The sequence below is a fragment of the Streptomyces sp. DSM 116793 genome (assembly GCF_057320905.1).
The window spans coordinates 99,361-114,793 of the sequence record NZ_CM170494.1; the positions used below are offsets into that span (position 1 = coordinate 99,361).

16 protein-coding genes are annotated in these 15,433 nt (G+C 72.7%); 11 read left to right on the forward strand and 5 right to left on the reverse strand.

Translation table 11 applies throughout. From position 1 onward, the window contains the following. The first annotated feature begins 67 nt into the window (after positions 1 to 67). Positions 68 to 931, forward strand: coding sequence for an alpha/beta fold hydrolase (locus tag ACSMXW_RS00415; RefSeq protein WP_485803036.1), 864 nt, complete (start codon positions 68 to 70; stop codon positions 929 to 931). Positions 932 to 1,233: 302 nt separating this feature from the next. On the opposite strand, the gene ACSMXW_RS00420 is transcribed toward ACSMXW_RS00415, so the two are convergent. Then, positions 1,234 to 1,683, reverse strand: coding sequence for an RpiB/LacA/LacB family sugar-phosphate isomerase (locus ACSMXW_RS00420; RefSeq protein ID WP_485803038.1), 450 nt, complete (start codon positions 1,681 to 1,683; stop codon positions 1,234 to 1,236). 51 nt (positions 1,684 to 1,734) lie between these two features. After that, positions 1,735 to 2,703 (reverse strand): ABC transporter substrate-binding protein, encoded by a 969-nt coding sequence (locus ACSMXW_RS00425; protein WP_485803040.1) that lies wholly within the window; start codon positions 2,701 to 2,703, stop codon positions 1,735 to 1,737. A gap of 177 nt (positions 2,704 to 2,880) precedes the next feature. Here ACSMXW_RS00425 and ACSMXW_RS00430 point away from each other — a divergent pair, with 177 nt between their 5' ends. The 5 genes from ACSMXW_RS00430 (at position 2,881) to ACSMXW_RS00450 (ending at position 8,509) form a co-directional block, all read left to right on the forward strand. Continuing rightward, the gene (locus tag ACSMXW_RS00430) at positions 2,881 to 3,999 is read left to right on the forward strand and encodes a zinc-dependent alcohol dehydrogenase (protein WP_485803041.1); all 1,119 of its coding nucleotides are present in this window, start codon (positions 2,881 to 2,883) and stop codon (positions 3,997 to 3,999) included. After that, complete coding sequence (locus ACSMXW_RS00435; RefSeq protein WP_485803042.1) at positions 3,996 to 4,688, forward strand: 4-carboxy-4-hydroxy-2-oxoadipate aldolase/oxaloacetate decarboxylase; 693 nt, start codon at positions 3,996 to 3,998, stop codon at positions 4,686 to 4,688. The genes ACSMXW_RS00430 and ACSMXW_RS00435 overlap by 4 nt, the downstream gene beginning before the upstream one ends. 128 nt (positions 4,689 to 4,816) lie before the next feature. Further along, positions 4,817 to 5,839 (forward strand): amidohydrolase family protein, encoded by a 1,023-nt coding sequence (locus ACSMXW_RS00440; protein WP_485803044.1) that lies wholly within the window; start codon positions 4,817 to 4,819, stop codon positions 5,837 to 5,839. A gap of 7 nt (positions 5,840 to 5,846) precedes the next feature. Then, positions 5,847 to 6,839 carry a type 2 periplasmic-binding domain-containing protein gene (locus ACSMXW_RS00445; protein ID WP_485803046.1) on the forward strand — a complete coding sequence of 331 codons (993 nt, stop codon included), beginning with the start codon at positions 5,847 to 5,849 and terminating at the stop codon, positions 6,837 to 6,839. 176 nt (positions 6,840 to 7,015) lie between these two features. Then, the gene (locus ACSMXW_RS00450; RefSeq protein ID WP_485803047.1) at positions 7,016 to 8,509 is read left to right on the forward strand and encodes an alkaline phosphatase family protein; all 1,494 of its coding nucleotides are present in this window, start codon (positions 7,016 to 7,018) and stop codon (positions 8,507 to 8,509) included. A gap of 28 nt (positions 8,510 to 8,537) precedes the next feature. Here ACSMXW_RS00450 and ACSMXW_RS00455 read toward each other — a convergent pair whose 3' ends face one another. Beyond that, a complete protein-coding gene (locus ACSMXW_RS00455) occupies positions 8,538 to 9,404 on the reverse strand; it encodes a phosphatase PAP2 family protein (RefSeq protein WP_485803048.1) in 867 nt (288 codons plus the stop codon). Beyond that, positions 9,401 to 10,069, reverse strand: coding sequence for a DedA family protein (locus ACSMXW_RS00460; protein WP_485803050.1), 669 nt, complete (start codon positions 10,067 to 10,069; stop codon positions 9,401 to 9,403). The genes ACSMXW_RS00455 and ACSMXW_RS00460 overlap by 4 nt, the downstream gene beginning before the upstream one ends. A gap of 118 nt (positions 10,070 to 10,187) precedes the next feature. On the opposite strand from ACSMXW_RS00460, the gene ACSMXW_RS00465 reads away from it, so the two are divergent. Together ACSMXW_RS00465 and ACSMXW_RS00470 are read left to right on the forward strand one after the other, a co-directional pair. Beyond that, on the forward strand, positions 10,188 to 10,559 hold the full coding sequence (locus ACSMXW_RS00465; protein ID WP_485803052.1) for a BlaI/MecI/CopY family transcriptional regulator: 372 nt from the start codon (positions 10,188 to 10,190) through the stop codon (positions 10,557 to 10,559). Beyond that, positions 10,556 to 11,491 carry a M48 family metalloprotease gene (locus ACSMXW_RS00470; RefSeq protein WP_485803053.1) on the forward strand — a complete coding sequence of 312 codons (936 nt, stop codon included), beginning with the start codon at positions 10,556 to 10,558 and terminating at the stop codon, positions 11,489 to 11,491. The genes ACSMXW_RS00465 and ACSMXW_RS00470 overlap by 4 nt, the downstream gene beginning before the upstream one ends. Positions 11,492 to 11,675: 184 nt before the next feature. Here the strand turns inward: ACSMXW_RS00470 and ACSMXW_RS00475 are convergent, their stop codons facing one another. After that, entirely contained in the window at positions 11,676 to 12,509 is an 834-nt protein-coding gene (locus ACSMXW_RS00475; protein ID WP_485803055.1) for an undecaprenyl-diphosphate phosphatase, read from the reverse strand. Between the two features lie 385 nt (positions 12,510 to 12,894). On the opposite strand from ACSMXW_RS00475, the gene ACSMXW_RS00480 reads away from it, so the two are divergent. The 3 genes from ACSMXW_RS00480 to ACSMXW_RS00490 all read left to right on the forward strand — a co-directional run bounded on the left by ACSMXW_RS00480 (position 12,895) and on the right by ACSMXW_RS00490 (position 15,420). Beyond that, positions 12,895 to 13,158: a UBP-type zinc finger domain-containing protein gene (locus ACSMXW_RS00480; protein ID WP_485803056.1), complete on the forward strand. Its 264-nt coding sequence runs from the start codon at positions 12,895 to 12,897 to the stop codon at positions 13,156 to 13,158. Positions 13,159 to 13,531: 373 nt separating this feature from the next. Beyond that, on the forward strand, positions 13,532 to 14,500 hold the full coding sequence (locus tag ACSMXW_RS00485; RefSeq protein ID WP_485803058.1) for a pyridoxal-phosphate dependent enzyme: 969 nt from the start codon (positions 13,532 to 13,534) through the stop codon (positions 14,498 to 14,500). Between the two features lie 125 nt (positions 14,501 to 14,625). After that, complete coding sequence (locus ACSMXW_RS00490; protein ID WP_485803060.1) at positions 14,626 to 15,420, forward strand: SGNH/GDSL hydrolase family protein; 795 nt, start codon at positions 14,626 to 14,628, stop codon at positions 15,418 to 15,420. Positions 15,421 to 15,433: the final 13 nt, after the last annotated feature.

Here is a 15,433-nt window from a genome sequence, read left to right on the forward strand (position 1 = left end):
CGGCCCGCACCGCACCGCGCGTGCCACCGGCACGCGGTCCCATCGGCACCGAGGAGAGGAGCAGCGCATGCCCACCGCCGTCATCGACGGGCTGGTGACCCGTTACGAGGTGGCGGGCGAGGGGCCGCCGCTGCTGATGTTCTCGCCCGGCGGCTTCGACGCCACCCTGGAGGGCTGGCGGACGGTGGGCGTCTACCGCCGTCTCGGCCTGCTCGACCACCTCACCCGCGGCTACACCTGCATCACCTTCGACCGGCGCGAGTCGGGCGGCTCGGGCGGGCGCCTCGAACGGGTCTCCTGGGCCGACTACGTCCGCCAGGGCGTGGGGCTGCTCGACCACCTCGGCATCGGGCAGGCCCACCTGATGGGCGGCTGCGTCGGCTGCTCCACGGTGGCCGCGGTCGCGGTGGCCCACCCCGATCGGGTGCTCAGCATGGTGCTCTACTCCCCCGCCGGCGGCGCACGGTACCGGATGAAGCAGCACGCGCGCTTCACCAGCCATCTCGCGTACGCCGAGGCGGAGGGTCTGGAGCAGGTGGTGGCGCTGGCCCGGAGCACCGACGCCGGCTTCACCAAGGACCCGCGCCTGGGGCCCTGGGTCAATGTGCTCCGGCGCGACCCCGAGTTCGCCGCCCGCTACGCGGCCACGGATCCCGGGCGGTACCTCACCCTGGTGTCCGGCATGGTGCGGCTGCTCTTCGACCGCGACACCGTGCCGGGACCCGAGCCCGAGGACCTGATGGAGCTCGATGTGCCCGCGTTGATCGTCCCGGGCCAGGACGACTCCCATGCCACGTCCGCGGCCCGCTACCTGCAGGAGTGCCTGCCGCGGACCGAGTACTGGGACGTCCCCGTGGCGGAGCAGACGGAGGATACGGCACCGGCGCGCATCCTCCGCTTCCTGGACGGGGTGCCGGCCGCGGCGGCGTAGCGATGGTCGCGAACGCGGGAAGGGCCGGGGCCGCCCCCTTCGGGGCACGGCCCCGGCCCTTCGTCCGCTCGACGGACCCGTGCGGGAGGCGGGCCTGTGAACGGCGAGCCGTTGTGCCCTCCCCGGGCGCCGCCCCAGGGGCGCGGGGACCTGCGCGGCAACCCACCGCCAACCGGCAGCCGACCGGGAACCCACAAGAGGCACCCCCTCCAGGGGCGCGGGGAACCGCGCGGAGAACCGTCACCGACCCGCGGCCGACCGCGAACCCGCGGGGGGCGACCGCCCCGGGTCCGGTCACGGAACTACCGCGCGCCACGCTCCAAATCGGCGATCTGCGCCACCCGGCGCTGATGCACACCCCCCTTGAACGGCGTCTCCAGCCAGACCCCCGCAATCTCCTCCGCCGTCCCGTGCGACAGCACCTTCGCCGCCAGCACGAGCACGTTGGAGTCGTTGTTGCCGCGCGAGATGCGGGCACTCCACAGGTCGTGGCAGAGACCCGCACGGATGCCGTGGATCTTGTTGCAGGCGATCGTCTCGCCCAGCCCGCTGCCGCCGAGCACGATCCCGCGGTCCACGGCCCCTTCGGTCACCCGGCGGCAGACCGCGGCGCACAGCGGCGGATAGTCCACCATCTCGGTGCCGTCGGGAGCGCCCAGGTCCTCGACCTGGTGACCGCGCTCCGTCAGCCAGACGGTCAGCCGTGCCTTGAGTGCGATGCCGTTGTGGTCCCCGGCAAGGGCGATGCGCATGGTGTCTCCTCCGCCTGCTCTGTCCGCTCCCGGTCCGCCGCCGTCCGCCCGTCACGCCGTCAGGTCGTGGGTGCCCTCGGCGAACAGCTCCTCCAGCGGCCTGGGCCGGGTGAGGATGCGCTGGTCCACGGCACTGTGCAGCAGCGTCTGGAGCATCTGCCGGTTGGGCTCGATCCCGTACGGCAGCGGGTCCGCGCCGCCGGTCTGCTCCAGGACGCGCCGGTACATCCGGTCGGCCGGTCCGGGGTCGGCGATGTCGCCGATCCGCAACCGCTCGACGTAGCCGTGTTTGGCCCGCGCGAAGGCGTCGAAGACGTCCGCGCCGAGGCCCGGGTGCTCCTTCAGCAGCTCGTCCCTGATCACCACCAGGTGGTTGATGGGGTACAGGCGGCGCTCGCGGAGCGCCGTGAAGCCGGCCTCCTCGGGATCCGGGATCAGCGGCGCGAGGTCGGGGGTGTCGTAGCCGGCCCCGATGACCGCCGCGAGGTTCCCGGCCGCCAGTTCCCCCTCCAGGGTGCGACCGGGCTCGATGGGCTCCACGTTGGCGGGCGGGCGGTAGGCGCTGACGTGCTCGTCGCCGGAGAGCACCCAGGTGATCCTGCTGAGGTCGACGCCGTACTCCTCCTGCAGCACCATCCGGGCCCAGACCCCGGTGGTGACGGTGTAGCCGCGGCTCACGCCGACCCTGCGGCCCTCCAGGTCCTTCGGGCTCCTGATGCCGGAAGCCGGGTCGTACCGGATCGCGCCGTGGTGGAAGCCGCGCACGAGGAAGACCGGCACGGCGGTGAACGGCACGCCGTGCTCCTTGGCGACGAGGTAGGTGGTGAGCGCCATCTCGCTGATGTCGAACTCCAGGCCGCGCACCATCCGCCGGAAGGCCTTGACCAGCACGGGCACCTCTTCGAAGGCGAAGCGGAAACCCTGCGGCGTGACCGTGCCGTCCTTCAGTGCGGCGTTGTTGCCCTGCGTGCGGGTCACGGTGGTGAGCCGCGGTACGGAGGTGGGGTGCGGTTCGGCCATGTCGGAAGCCCGTCTCCCTTGTGTCGGTGCGGCGTTGCCGGTACGGCACACCGGTTACGGCGGCCGGCCGGGATCGAAGGACCGTTGGAATCTCAGTCCGGAAAGGTAGCATGGTCAGTCCATAAGGCCATAGGGTAGGGTGCTGCCTCGCAGAGATCGCCGAGGTGAGGAGAGGTCATGGCTGAGCAGGTGCTGGCGGCGGTCAGGACGGCGCCGGGCACGACGGAGCTGCGTGAGTTCCCCATGCCGGACATACCCGACGACGGGGCCCTGCTCAAGGTCGAGGTGGCCGGGATCTGCGGCACCGACGTGAAGATGTACGGCAAGCCGCCCTTCGACGACCCGGTGATCATGGGCCATGAGAACGTCGGCGTGATCGCGAAGGCGGGCCGCACCTTCACCGAGCGCAAGGGGCTCGTGGAGGGCGACCGGATCTTCGTCGAGCACTATGTGGGCTGCTACCGCTGCGAGTGGTGCCACCAGGGCGAGTACCGGCACTGCGAGGCCACCGACTGGCGCACCAATCCCGACGCCCGGCGCTACGGCTACACGTCCGCCGAGAATCCCTACCACCTGTGGGGCGGCTTCGCGCAGTACCTCTACCTGCCGTGGAACTCGGTGACGCACAAGGTGCCCGACGGTGTCTCGGCCGAGCTGGCCGGCCTCGTCACCCCGCTGTCGAACGGCATCGAGTGGGCGCTGGTCACCGCGGGTGTCGGCTATGCCTCCACGGTACTGATCCAGGGCCCGGGCCAGCAGGGACTGTCCCAGGTGGTGGCCTGCAAGCAGGCCGGCGCGTCCTGCATCGTCGTCACCGGCACCACCCGGGACGCCGCCCGCCTCGCGCTGGCCAGGGAGCTGGGCGCGGACCACGTCATCGACGTCCGCCAGGAGGACGCCCTCACCCGGGTACGGGAGATCACCGGCGGCCGGGGCGTCGACGTGGTGCTGGACTGCACCGCGGGAGCGGGCACGGCTCCGGTGCTGCTCGGGGTGGACGCCCTCAAGCGCCGGGAGGGCACCATGGTGGTGCAGGGCGAGCTGGCCGCGTTCCCCGACTTCCCGCTGAAGAAGCTCACCGAGAAGTGCATCAGCCTCAAGAGCGCCCGCGGGCACAGCTACCGCTCCTGCGAACTCGCCCTGGAACAGCTCGCCTCGGGCCGATTCCCCCTGGAGAAGCTGAGCACCCACACCTTCGGTCTCGAGGACACCGACCGTGCCATCCGCACCGTCGGCGGTGAGGGCGGCGAGGACGCCGTGCACGTCTCCCTGCTGCCCTGGGGGGAGGCCGCGTGAGCACCGTCGTCCGCAACCCCCGCCGCACCGACCAGGCCACGGTGGACGCCCTGGGTGCCTTCGGCGTCGCCACCATCCACGAGGCACAGGGCCGCACCGGGCTGCTCGACCCCGCCCTGCGTCCCGTCTACCCGGGCGCGCACATCGCGGGCACCGCGGTCACGGTCAGCGTGCCGCCCGGCGACAACTGGATGATCCATGTCGCGGTCGAGCAGTGCCGGGCGGGCGACGTCCTCGTGATCGCCCCCACCTCCCCCTCCGAGGCCGGTTACTTCGGCGAGCTGCTGGCCACCTCCGTGGCGGCCCGCGGGGTGCGGGGCGTGGTGATCGACGCGGGCTGCCGGGACATCGCCGAGCTGAAGGCCATGGACTTCCCGGTCTGGGCCCGGCACATCTCGGCGTTCGGCACCGTCAAGGAGACCCTCGGCGACGTCAACACGTCGCTGGTCTGCGCCGGGCAGCGGATCGAGCCCGGTGACGTCATCGTCGCCGACGACGACGGCGTGGTGACCGTGCCCCGGCTCTCCGCCGCCGGGGTCCTCGCGGCCTCCCGGGCCCGGGAGGAGAAGGAGGCCGCGTCGCGCGAGCGCTATGCGCGCGGTGAACTCGGCCTGGACGTCAACGCGATGCGCGAGCGGCTCGCCCGCAAGGGGCTCACCTACGTCGACCTGGACGAGGACGGCGACTGAGCCCGCCGCGGTCGGGCAGCCGCCGCGGGCCGCGCGGTGCCGGTATCGCGCCGCAGCACCGGTGTCCGCGCCCCCGGCGGCAGGCCGCGCCCGTCCCGCCCGCCACCCCAGCAAGGACCACGGAACCGATGATCATTGACTGTCACGGCCACTACACCACCGCTCCCCCGCAGCACCAGGCGTTCCGCGAGGCCCAGCTCGCCCGGCTCTCCGACGCCTCACTGCCGGTGTCCGAGCAGGCGCCCATCAGCGACGACGAGATCCGCGAGAGCGTCGAGAAGAACCAGTTGCGGCTGCTGCGCGAGCGCGGCGGCGACCTGATGCTGTTCTCCCCCAAGGCGTCCGGGATGGCCCACCATGTGCCGGACCCGGCCACCGCCCGCGCCTGGGCACGGGCCTGCAACGACCTGGTGCACCGGGTGACCGAGCTGTTCCCACGGCACTTCGCGCCGGTCTGCCAGCTTCCGCAGACCCCCGGCGGGGCGCTCGACGACTCCGTCGCCGAACTGCGCCGGTGCGTCGAGCAGCTGGGCTTCGTGGGCTGCAACCTCAACCCCGACCCCTCCGGCGGCCACTGGACGTCCCCGCCGCTCACCGACCCCTACTGGTTCCCGCTGTACGAGGCCATGGTGGAGCTGGACGTGCCGGCGATGGTGCACGTCTCGGCGTCCTGCAACCCGAACTTCCACGCGCTCGGCGCCCACTACCTGAACGCGGACACCTCGGCGTTCATGCAGTTCGTCGAGACGGACCTGTTCGACCGGTTCCCCGGGCTGCGGTTCGTCCTGCCGCACGGCGGCGGCGCGGTGCCCTACCACTGGGGCAGGTACCGGGGGCTCGCCACCCGGCTCGGCCGGCCCGACCCCGCCGAGCACCTGATGGCCAACGTCTTCTTCGACACCTGCGTCTACCACCAGCCCGGCATCGACCTGCTGCACGAGGTGGTGCCGGCCGACAACATCCTGTTCGCGTCGGAGATGCTGGGTGCGGTGCGGGGCACCAACCCCGACACGGGACGCGCCTGGGACGACACCAAGCACTACATCGACCGGCTGCCGCTCGGCGAGGAGCAGCGCCGCAAGGTGTTCGAGACCAACGCCCGGCGGGTCTACCCGCGGCTGGACGCACGACTGACCTCGGAAGGCAGGTAGCACGACCGTGGCCCCACTGCATCTCACCTTCGCCTGCGGCGACTACGACCGCACGCGTGCCCTCCAGGAGGGCACGGTGCGCCCCGACGGCATCGACCTGACCTATCTGCGGCTGCCGGTGGAGGAGACCTTCTTCCGGATGATGCGCCACCAGGAGTTCGAGGTCGCCGAGCTGTCGCTGTCCTCGTACGTGGTGTCGCTGCAGCAGGATCCGTCGCCGTTCGTGGCGCTGCCCGTCTTCACCTCGCGGATGTTCCGGCACGGGTCGCTGTACCTCAACTCCGCGGCCGGTATCGAGAAGCCCGAGGACCTGCGGGGCAAGGTGGTCGGCACGCCCGAGTTCCAGCTCACCGCCTGTGTGTGGATGCGGGGCATCCTCGGGGACCGGTACGGGGTGCCGTTCGACTCCGTCAGCTATGTCACCGGCGGTCAGGAGAGTACGGGCCGGGTGGAGAAGGCCACCCTGAAACTGGCCGAGTCGGTCCGGATCAGCCGCGCACCCGAGGACCGGACCCTCTCCCGGATGCTGGCCGACGGGGAGATAGACGCGCTGTGCACGCCACGCGTGCCGAGCCCGTTCGCCGCCCGCGACCCGCGGGTGCGCAGGCTCTTCCCGGACGTGGTGGCCAGCGAGAAGGAGTACTACGCGGCCACCGGGATCTTCCCGATCATGCACGTGGTGGTGATCAGGCGGGACGTCTACGAGCGCCACCCGTGGGTCGCCCAATCCCTCTACAAGGCGCTGCTGACGGCCAAGAACGAGGCGTACAACACCATCTACGACAGCTCGGCGCTGCGCTTCATGCTGCCCTGGCTGATCCAGGGAGTGGAGGAGGCACGCGACCTCCTCGGCGACGACTACTGGAGTTACGGCGTCGACGCCAACCGCACCACGCTGGAGACGTTCCTGCGCTACCACCACGAGCAGGGGCTCTCCGACCGGCTGTTCACGCCCGAGGAGCTGTTCGCGCCGGAGTCGGCGGAGGCCGCGGTCATCTGATCCGGCGGTCCGCAGGCGGCTCCCGCGGTCCCCGACCCGTACGGCGCGGGGCACGACCGCGGGGACCGCCGGGGCGTCAACTCCTGTCCCCGGCCGGACAGGTGCCCGCTGGCGGCGGCCGGTCACGTGCTGGGATCCTCTCGTGTCGGCCAGGCCACGCTGCGGGAGGTACAGCCATGCGACACAAGGGCTCCAAGGGCGTCACCAGACGCCGTTTCCTCGGCACCGCGGGCACGGCGGCCGGTGCCGCGAGCCTCTCCCTGCTGCCCGGGTCGGTGCGCAAGGCGCTGGCCGCGGAGGCCGAGCCGCTGCGGTCGCTCGACCAGATCGAGCACATCATCTTCCTGATGCAGGAGAACAGGTCGTTCGACCACTACTTCGGCACGCTGCCCGGCGTCGCCGGCTTCGACGACCCGCACGCGATGACGCTGCCGGACGGCCGCAGCGTGTTCCACCAGCCCGACAGCGTCCACCCGGACGGTTACGTGCTGCCGTTCCGCCTGGACACCACGACGACCAGCTCCGCGGCCGTCCCCACCACCACCCACGCCTGGGGGCCGCAGCACCAGTCCTGGAACGGCGGACGGATGGACGCCTGGATGCCCGCGCACCGGGCCGCCGACGGGGACGTGGTGGGGCCGCTCGCGATGGGCTACTACACACGCGAGGACCTTCCGTTCCACTACGCCCTCGCGGACGCCTTCACCGTCTGCGACCGGTACTTCTGCTCGGTGCTCGGACCCACCCACCCCAACCGGGTGATGTCGATCAGCGGCACGATCGACCCGGCGGGCACGCACGGCGGGCCGGTCGTGAGCAACGCGTTCACCGCGGCCGCGCCGTTCACCTGGACCACCTACCCGGAGCGGCTGCAGGCGGCCGGCGTCAGCTGGAAGTACTACACCGCGAACCCGCTCGACACCAACCTCGGCTGGTTCCGGCAGTTCCGCGAGGCGGAGCCGGGCTCGGACCTCCACGTGGCCGCGATGACGCCGCACCACCCCTCGGACTTCGCCGACGACGTCCTGCACGACCGGCTGCCGTCGGTGGTGTGGCTGGACTCGCAGTACCTGCCCTCGGTGTTCGGGCTGCCGGAGGCCAATGAGCACGCCCCCGCACTGCCGGCCGCCGGCGCGGAGTACATCTACAACGCGCTGGAGGCGCTGGCCTCCCGGCCGCACATCTGGGCGAAGTCCGTCCTCGTCCTCACCTACGACGAGAACGACGGCTTCTTCGATCATGTCGTCCCGCCCACCGCGCCGCCCGGCACCCCCGGCGAGTGGATCACCGCACCACTGCCCCCGGACGCCGCCGGGACCGCCGGACCCGTCGGCCTGGGCTTCCGGGTGCCGGCGCTGGTGATCTCGCCGTTCAGCCGGGGCGGCTGGGTGTGCAGCGACGTCTTCGACCACACCTCCATGCTGCGGCTCCTGGAGCGCCGCTTCGGCGTCCACGAGCCCCACATCAGCGCCTGGCGCCGCCGAACCGTCGGCGACCTGACCTCGGCGCTGCGACTGGGCCGTCCGGACGCGTCGTTCCCGCGGCTGCCCGACCCGGCGCCGCTGTACGAGCGCGAGGTGGAGGAGGCGGCGACGCTGCCCTCGCCGACCGTGCCGGACGTCCAGTCGATGCCGCGCCAGGAACGGGGCCACCGGCCGCACACCCCCTGACGGCCGCCCGGCCGGACGCGATCCGGGGTCAGCCGGAGCCGCGGGCCGCCTCCGTCCCGCCGGCCCGGGCCGGCGGAGGCGCCCGCACCGGCGCCGGCCGCCCCCAGGTCAGCCGCCCCAGGGCCGCACCGCAGAGGCACAGCCAGGCGACGGCGAAGCACCAGCCGGCGACGACGTCGGTGAGCCAGTGCACGCCGAGGTAGACCCGGGTCAGCGCGACGGCCACCGCCCAGCAGCCGATCACGGCCACCAGCACGCCCCTGCCGGGCGGGGAACGCAGGAGGACGGCGGTGATCAGCACCCCGGCCGTGATCGCGGACGTGGTGGCGTGGCCGGACGGGAAGGACCAGCTCGACGCGTGGGTCGCCCAGTCGCCAAGGGGCGGCCGGGGCCGCGCGATCAGGACCAGCACGCCGGTGCGCAGACCCTGCCCCGCGCAGAGGCAGACCAGGCAGCAGACCGCCGCCCACAGTCGCCCGCGGGCGCCGCGGCCCATGACGACACCGGCCAGCGCCACCAGCGCGTACGGCCAGACTCCGGTGCCCGTGGCGGTGACGGCACGGGCCGCCGCGACCGCGACGGGCGCCCGGTGCTCGACACCCCACAGATGGGCCGACTCGTCGGCGAGGAGGGGCCGGCCCGAGGCCACCGCGACCGCCGTGGCCAGCCCCGCGAACGCCACCAGGGCCGCCAGTCCGGCCCCGAGCGGCAGGCGGGGTCGGACCCCGTACGGAACCGCGGGGCCCGGCGGCGGTGGCGGACCGGCGGCGGTGCGGCCGCTCCCCGCGCCAACTGCAGTGCGGACGTCCCCCGCCCCCGCGGAAGTGCGGACATCCCCCGCCCCCGCGGTGGTGCGGACGTCCCCGCCGGTGCCGGGCCGGTCCTCGGACGTCATCGTGTCTTGCCGCCCTCCTGCGCCCGCCTGCGGGACCGCAGCAGTTCGGCACCCAGCGGCAGCAGCGAGAGCACGACGATCAGGACGACGACCGGCAGCAGGTAGCGGTCCACGTTCGGCACGGAGGAGCCCAGTGCGTACCCGGCGACCACCAGTCCCACCGACCACACCAGACCGCCCGCGACCTGCCAGAAGGTGAACGTCCGCACCGGCACGGCCAGCGCTCCGGCCAGCGGGTTGAGCACCGTCCTGACCACGGGGACGAAGCGGGCGAGCACGATGGCCTTGGCGTGCCCGTACCGGGCGAGCAGTTCCTCCGCGCGCTCGGCGCCCTCGTGCAGCCGGCGGGAACGGCTCCGCGCCAGCAGGGCGCCGCCCGCACGCCGCCCGATCCAGTAGCCGCACTGGGCGCCGATCAGGGCGCCCCCCGCCGAGGCGAGCAGCACCAGGGGCAGCGACAGGACGGTGCCGCGGCCCGCGTGCGCGGTGCAGAGCAGTCCCGCGGTGAACAGCAGCGAGTCGCCGGGAAGGAAGAACCCGATCAGCAGCCCAGTCTCGGCGAACATCACCAGGGCGATGCCCAGCACACCGAAGGCGGACAGCAGGGACTGGGCGTCCAGCACGTTCAGGGCGAGCGGGCCCGCGGCGAACAGGGGTGCGGCCATGGTCGGGGGGCCTCTCATAATGGTGCCGGGCAGCGAAACGGCATGCCCGGGCGGCTTGCATCGATGCGATGTCTACATCAGTGTAGACAACAGCTCGGAGCATGAGAGGAGGCTCACCGTGTCCGACACGGGTGCGGAGCGACGACCGGCGGGTGAGCTGGAGGCGAGCGTGCTGGCCGCGCTCTGGGCGGCCGAGGGGCCGCGCACGGCCACCCAGGTGCAGGACAGCCTCCCGATGCCGCTGGCCAGGACGACGGTCGCCACGATCCTCGCGCGGCTGCACGAGAAGGGCGCGGTGGTCCGGGCGCGCGCGGGACGCGGCTATGCGTACTCCCCCGCCCAGGACGCCCACGGTCTCACCGCCCGCCGTATGCACCACGAGCTCGACAAGGACAGCGACCGCGAGGTGGTGCTGGCCCGCTTCGTCTCGCAGCTCAGCCCGGACGACGAGCGGGTGCTGAGGGAGCTGCTGGAGGCCGGTGACCGGTGATCGCGCTGCTGGTCGTCCCCCTGCTCGTGCCGTTCGCGGCCCCGCTGCTCGCGGCGCGGCTGGCCGGCTCGCGCCACCCGGTCGCCGCGCTGTGGTCGCTCACGGTCGCCGGCGCCGTCCTCGGGGCGAGCACGCTGGTCTCGCTCGGCGGGCTGCTGCTGTCCGGGGTGCTGGGGCTGCCGCCGGCCGCCGAGCTGGGCGAGTTGGTCCACCCGCTCGCGGTGGGGCCCGGGGAGCTGCTGTATCCGGCGACGCTGTTCTCGGCGGGCGCCCTCGCCGTCTGGGGGTGGGCCACGGCGCGCTCCGTCGTCCGGCAGTGGCGGCTGTATCAGCGGGCGCGTGCGGCGGCCCGCGGGCGGCATGCAGCCGGTGATCTGAGCATCGTCGAGGACGACCGGCCCGACGCCTATGCCCTGCCGGGCAGCCCGGGGCGGATCGTGGTCACCAGCGGCATGCTGCGCTCCCTCACACCGCGGGAGCACGCGGCGCTCTTCGCCCATGAGCGCGCGCACCTGGCGGGGCGGCACCATCTCTTCCTCGCCGCCGCGGAATTGTCCGCGCGCTGCCATCCGGGGCTCCGTACGCTGCGCGGCGCCGTCGCCCTGGCCGCCGAGCGCGCCGCGGACGAGGCCGCGGCCCGCGTGACCGGGGACCGGCGGCTGACCGCCCAGGCCATCGGCCGGGCCGCGCTGGCCGCCCGGGGCACCTCGGGTGCCCGTCCGGCGTTCCTGCCCTCCGCGACCACCGGCCCCGTGCCCCAGCGGGTGGCGGCGCTGCTGCGGCACCCGGTGGGCCCCCGTCGGCTGGTGGTGGCGCTGGCCACGCTGCTGACGCTGTGCGCCGGGGTGTCGTCCGCCACGGCCGCCGCCGGGGCCCTCGTCCTGCACCGCGGCGTGGAGGTGGCCCAGGGGGAATGGCCGGGAAGCCGATGACATGCCGCCGGGCCGATGACATGCCGCCGGGCCGATGACGTGCCGCCGGGCCGGTGCTACCGGCCCGGGTCCTGAGCGGGCCGGGGACGTCCCGTCCCGGCGGAAAGCGGCCGTCCGCATCCCGACCGCATCCTGCCCGGCCCCCGTGGAAGGGCCACGGCGCCCCGGGCCGCGCTGCCGTCCGTCAGCTCAGCGCGCCGGTGCCCAGCAGGCCGAGCAGGAGCACTCCGACGACGATCCGGTAGACGACGAAGGCGTTGAACGAGTGCTTCGCCACGAAGCGCAGCAACCAGGCGATCGAGGCGTAGGCGACGACGAAGGAGACCAGCGTGCCGGCCGCGAGCGGCGCGGCCCCCACGCCGGTGCCGAGCGCGTCCTTCAGCTCGTACAGGCCGGCACCGGTGAGCGCGGGTATGCCGAGGAAGAAGGAGAGGCGGGTGGCCGCGACCCGGTCCAGGTCGAGCACCAGGGCGGTGGACATGGTCGCTCCCGAGCGGGAGAAGCCGGGGAAGAGCAGCGCGAGGATCTGCGAGCAGCCCACCAGCATGGCGTCCTTGAAGGAGACGTCGTCCTCGCCGCGCTTGTGCCGGCCCATCTGGTCCGCCGCCCACATCACCCCGCTGCCGACGATCAGGGACCCGGCGACCACCCACAGCGACGCCAGCGGCCCCTCGATCAGCGGCTTGGCGGCCAGGCCCACGGCGACGATCGGGATCGTGGCGCATATCACCCACCAGGCGAACCGGTAGTCGTGGTGGTACCGCTCGCCCCTGTGCGCCAGGCCACGCAGCCAGGCGCCGGCGATCCGTACGATGTCCCGGTAGAAGTAGACCAGTACGGCGGCGATCGCCCCCACCTGGATGACGGCGGAGAAGCCGATCACGGCGTTGTCGTCGACCGGGATGCCCATCAGGCCCTCGGCGATCTTCAGATGTCCGGTGGACGAGACCGGGAGGAACTCGGTCACCCCCTCCACGGCCCCGAGTATCACGGCCTGGCCGACGTTGATCACGCTCATCGGTTCTCTTTCGTACGGGTGTGAGGACGGCGGGCACGGAAGACACGGCTCCGGGGCGGGACCTCGTCCGGTGCGGGAGGCCGAGCGTGAGACGCCGACTTTCGTCTACAGAACTGTAGACGATAGCCGCCGATGGACGGAAAGCCCCGGGCCCGGAACCGACGGAGAGCGAGTCCCGGACGGGCAGGGAGCGGGGGCCGGGCGTGCGGGGGCGAACCCCGGGCGGGCGGGGGGCGAGCCCGGGCAGCCGGGGAGCGGCTTCCACGCCCGCCCTGCGTCAGCGGGTCGCGGCGCTCAGTCCCCTCCGTTCGCCGCCGCGAATCCGGTACGGCGGCGAATACAGGAGACTGGAAACAGGGCGAACCGGACGAAGGGGACGAATTCGATGACCATGCAACCCGATCCGCACCTCGCGATGGTGCGCCCCGTCACGCCGAACACCCCGCAGGGCTGCGAGGAGTGCCTGGCCGCGGGGACCGGCTGGGTGCACCTGAGGATGTGCCTCACCTGCGGACACGTCGGATGCTGCGACTCCTCCCCGGGCCGGCATGCCCGCGGGCATGCGGCCTCCACCGAGCACCCCATCGTCCAGTCCTACGAGCCGGGTGAGGATTGGCGGTGGTGCTTCGTCGACGAGGCGATGGCCTGACGGACGGCCACGGTGCCGCGCCCACGGCGGCCCCACCGAGACCCCGACCGGCGCGACGCCTTCCGCCGATCCGCGCGACGCCTTCCCCTGGCGGACGTGACACGCACCCCCGGCCGGTGCGGCCGGGAGCAGCCCGGCACCCGGCCGAGCACGGCGAGCGCCATCTGGTGGACGAGGGGCAGGCCCTTCCCCGGTCTCGGTGCGAGGAGATCTTCGCCCCGGATGACCGGGCCCCGGATGACCGGGCCCCGGGTGACCGCGGCGCCCGAAGGGCGGGTGGGCGACCCACGCCGCCCGGGCGCGGGAGCGCCGGACTAGGCTCCTGATCGGCGGCCGGTGCCGGCACGCACCGGTTCGGGAGGGAGTCACCAGCATGACGGACACGGCCCAGGTCACCCTGGCGGACGTGCGCGCCGCCGCCGCACAGATCGAGGGCGTGGCGCACCGCACCCCGGTGCTGCGCTCGCGCACCCTGGACCGCATGGCCGGCGCGGAGGTCCTCGTCAAGTGCGAGAACTTCCAGCGGATCGGCGCGTTCAAGTTCCGCGGCGCGTACAACGCCGCGTCCCGGCTGTCGCCGGACCAGCTGGCCAAGGGCATCGCCGCCTACTCCTCGGGCAACCACGCCCAGGCGGTCGCCCTGGCCGCCCGGGAGCTGGGCACGACGGCCATGATCCTGATGCCGGAGGACACCCCACGCGCCAAACTGGCCGCCACCGCCGGGTACGGCGCCGAGATCGTCACCTACGACCGCTACACCGGGGACCGGGTCGCGCTCGGTGAGGCACTGGCCGAGGAGCGCGGCCTCGCGCTGATCCCGCCGTACGAGCATCCACATGTCATCGCGGGCCAGGGCACCGCCGCCCTCGAACTCGTCGAGGAGGCGGGCGCCCCGGACGCACTGGTGGTGCCGGTCGGGGGCGGCGGGCTGATCGCCGGCAGCGCCACCGCCGTGAAGGGCGTGGCGGCCGGGACCCGGGTGATCGGGGTCGAGCCGGCAGCCGGCAACGACACCCAGCGCTCCCTGGCCGCGGGCAGCCGGGTCGCGGTCCCCGTGCCGCGCACCATCGCGGACGGCCTGGCCGCGGACATCCCCGGCGAACTCACCTTCTCCATCAACCAGCGCCTGGTCGACGAGATCGTCGTGGTCGACGACGATGAGATCCGTGCGGCGATGCGGCTGGCCTTCGAACGGCTGAAGATCGTCGTGGAACCGAGCGGCGCCGTCGCCCTGGCCGCCCTCCTGGCCCGGCGCGTCACCCCTCTCCCGCCCCGTGTCGGCGTGATCGCCTCCGGCGGCAACATAGGCGCCGGGCGCTTCGCGGAGCTCCTCGGCACCTGACGTCACAGCGAACCCTGCGCCCCCTAGCGCCCCCTGACGCTCCCTCATTATTGACATGGACACTTCCGTTGAGCGCTTCCGCTTGCTACCAATGAGTAGCAATCTGTCGCGCCCAAGGAGGCTCCGTGAGACTCAGATCGACGCTGTCCGCCCTCGTCACCCTCACCCTGGCGGCGGTGATCAGCCTGGTTCTGACCGGTCCGGCACAAGCTGCCGGACCTGCTTATGTGGCACTGGGGGACTCGTACTCGTCCGGGAACGGCGCAGGCAACTACGACAGCGCGAGCGGCGACTGCCACCGCAGCCTGAGTTCCTACCCCTACCTGTGGAAGAACGCCCACCAACCGTCCTCGTTCTACGACGACGCCTGCTCGGGCGCCGTGACCACGGATGTGACGGGCAAGCAGCTCGGCCACCTCAACGCGTCCACCGGGCTGGTCTCGCTCACCATCGGCGGCAACGACGCGGGCTTCTCCGATGTGATGACCACCTGTGTGACCGGCTCGGACAGCACCTGCGTCAACCGGGTCAACCAGGCGGAGAGCTACGCCCAGAACACTCTTCCCGGCCGCCTGGACGCCACCTATGACGCGATCCGCGCCAAGGCCCCCAACGCCAAGGTGGTCGTGCTGGGCTACCCGCGCATCTACACCCTGAACGTGTTCTGCGTCGGCCTGTCGGACACCAAGCACCGCAAGATCGACGAGGCCGCCGACGTGCTCAACCAGGTCATCTCCGCCCGCGCCGCCGCCCACGGCTTCGTCTTCGGCGATGTGCGCACCACCTTCAACGGCCATGAGCTCTGCTCCGGCGACGACTGGCTGCACTCCCTGGTCGTCTCCCCGAGCTGGGAGTCGTACCACCCCACCGCAACCGGCCACGCGAACGGCTACTATCCCGTATTCAATCAGAACAGCTGAAACCCACTCATGA

Coding starts and splice junctions, on each gene's coding strand:
- ACSMXW_RS00480 (WP_485803056.1), top strand. CDS start 12,895: ATGACCATGCAACCCGATCCGCACCTCGCGATGGTGCGCCCCGTCACG.
- ACSMXW_RS00425 (WP_485803040.1), bottom strand. CDS start 2,703: ATGGCCGAACCGCACCCCACCTCCGTACCGCGGCTCACCACCGTGACC.
- ACSMXW_RS00430 (WP_485803041.1), top strand. CDS start 2,881: ATGGCTGAGCAGGTGCTGGCGGCGGTCAGGACGGCGCCGGGCACGACG.
- ACSMXW_RS00485 (WP_485803058.1), top strand. CDS start 13,532: ATGACGGACACGGCCCAGGTCACCCTGGCGGACGTGCGCGCCGCCGCC.
- ACSMXW_RS00420 (WP_485803038.1), bottom strand. CDS start 1,683: ATGCGCATCGCCCTTGCCGGGGACCACAACGGCATCGCACTCAAGGCA.
- ACSMXW_RS00450 (WP_485803047.1), top strand. CDS start 7,016: ATGCGACACAAGGGCTCCAAGGGCGTCACCAGACGCCGTTTCCTCGGC.
- ACSMXW_RS00440 (WP_485803044.1), top strand. CDS start 4,817: ATGATCATTGACTGTCACGGCCACTACACCACCGCTCCCCCGCAGCAC.
- ACSMXW_RS00455 (WP_485803048.1), bottom strand. CDS start 9,404: ATGACGTCCGAGGACCGGCCCGGCACCGGCGGGGACGTCCGCACCACC.
- ACSMXW_RS00475 (WP_485803055.1), bottom strand. CDS start 12,509: ATGAGCGTGATCAACGTCGGCCAGGCCGTGATACTCGGGGCCGTGGAG.
- ACSMXW_RS00460 (WP_485803050.1), bottom strand. CDS start 10,069: ATGGCCGCACCCCTGTTCGCCGCGGGCCCGCTCGCCCTGAACGTGCTG.
- ACSMXW_RS00415 (WP_485803036.1), top strand. CDS start 68: ATGCCCACCGCCGTCATCGACGGGCTGGTGACCCGTTACGAGGTGGCG.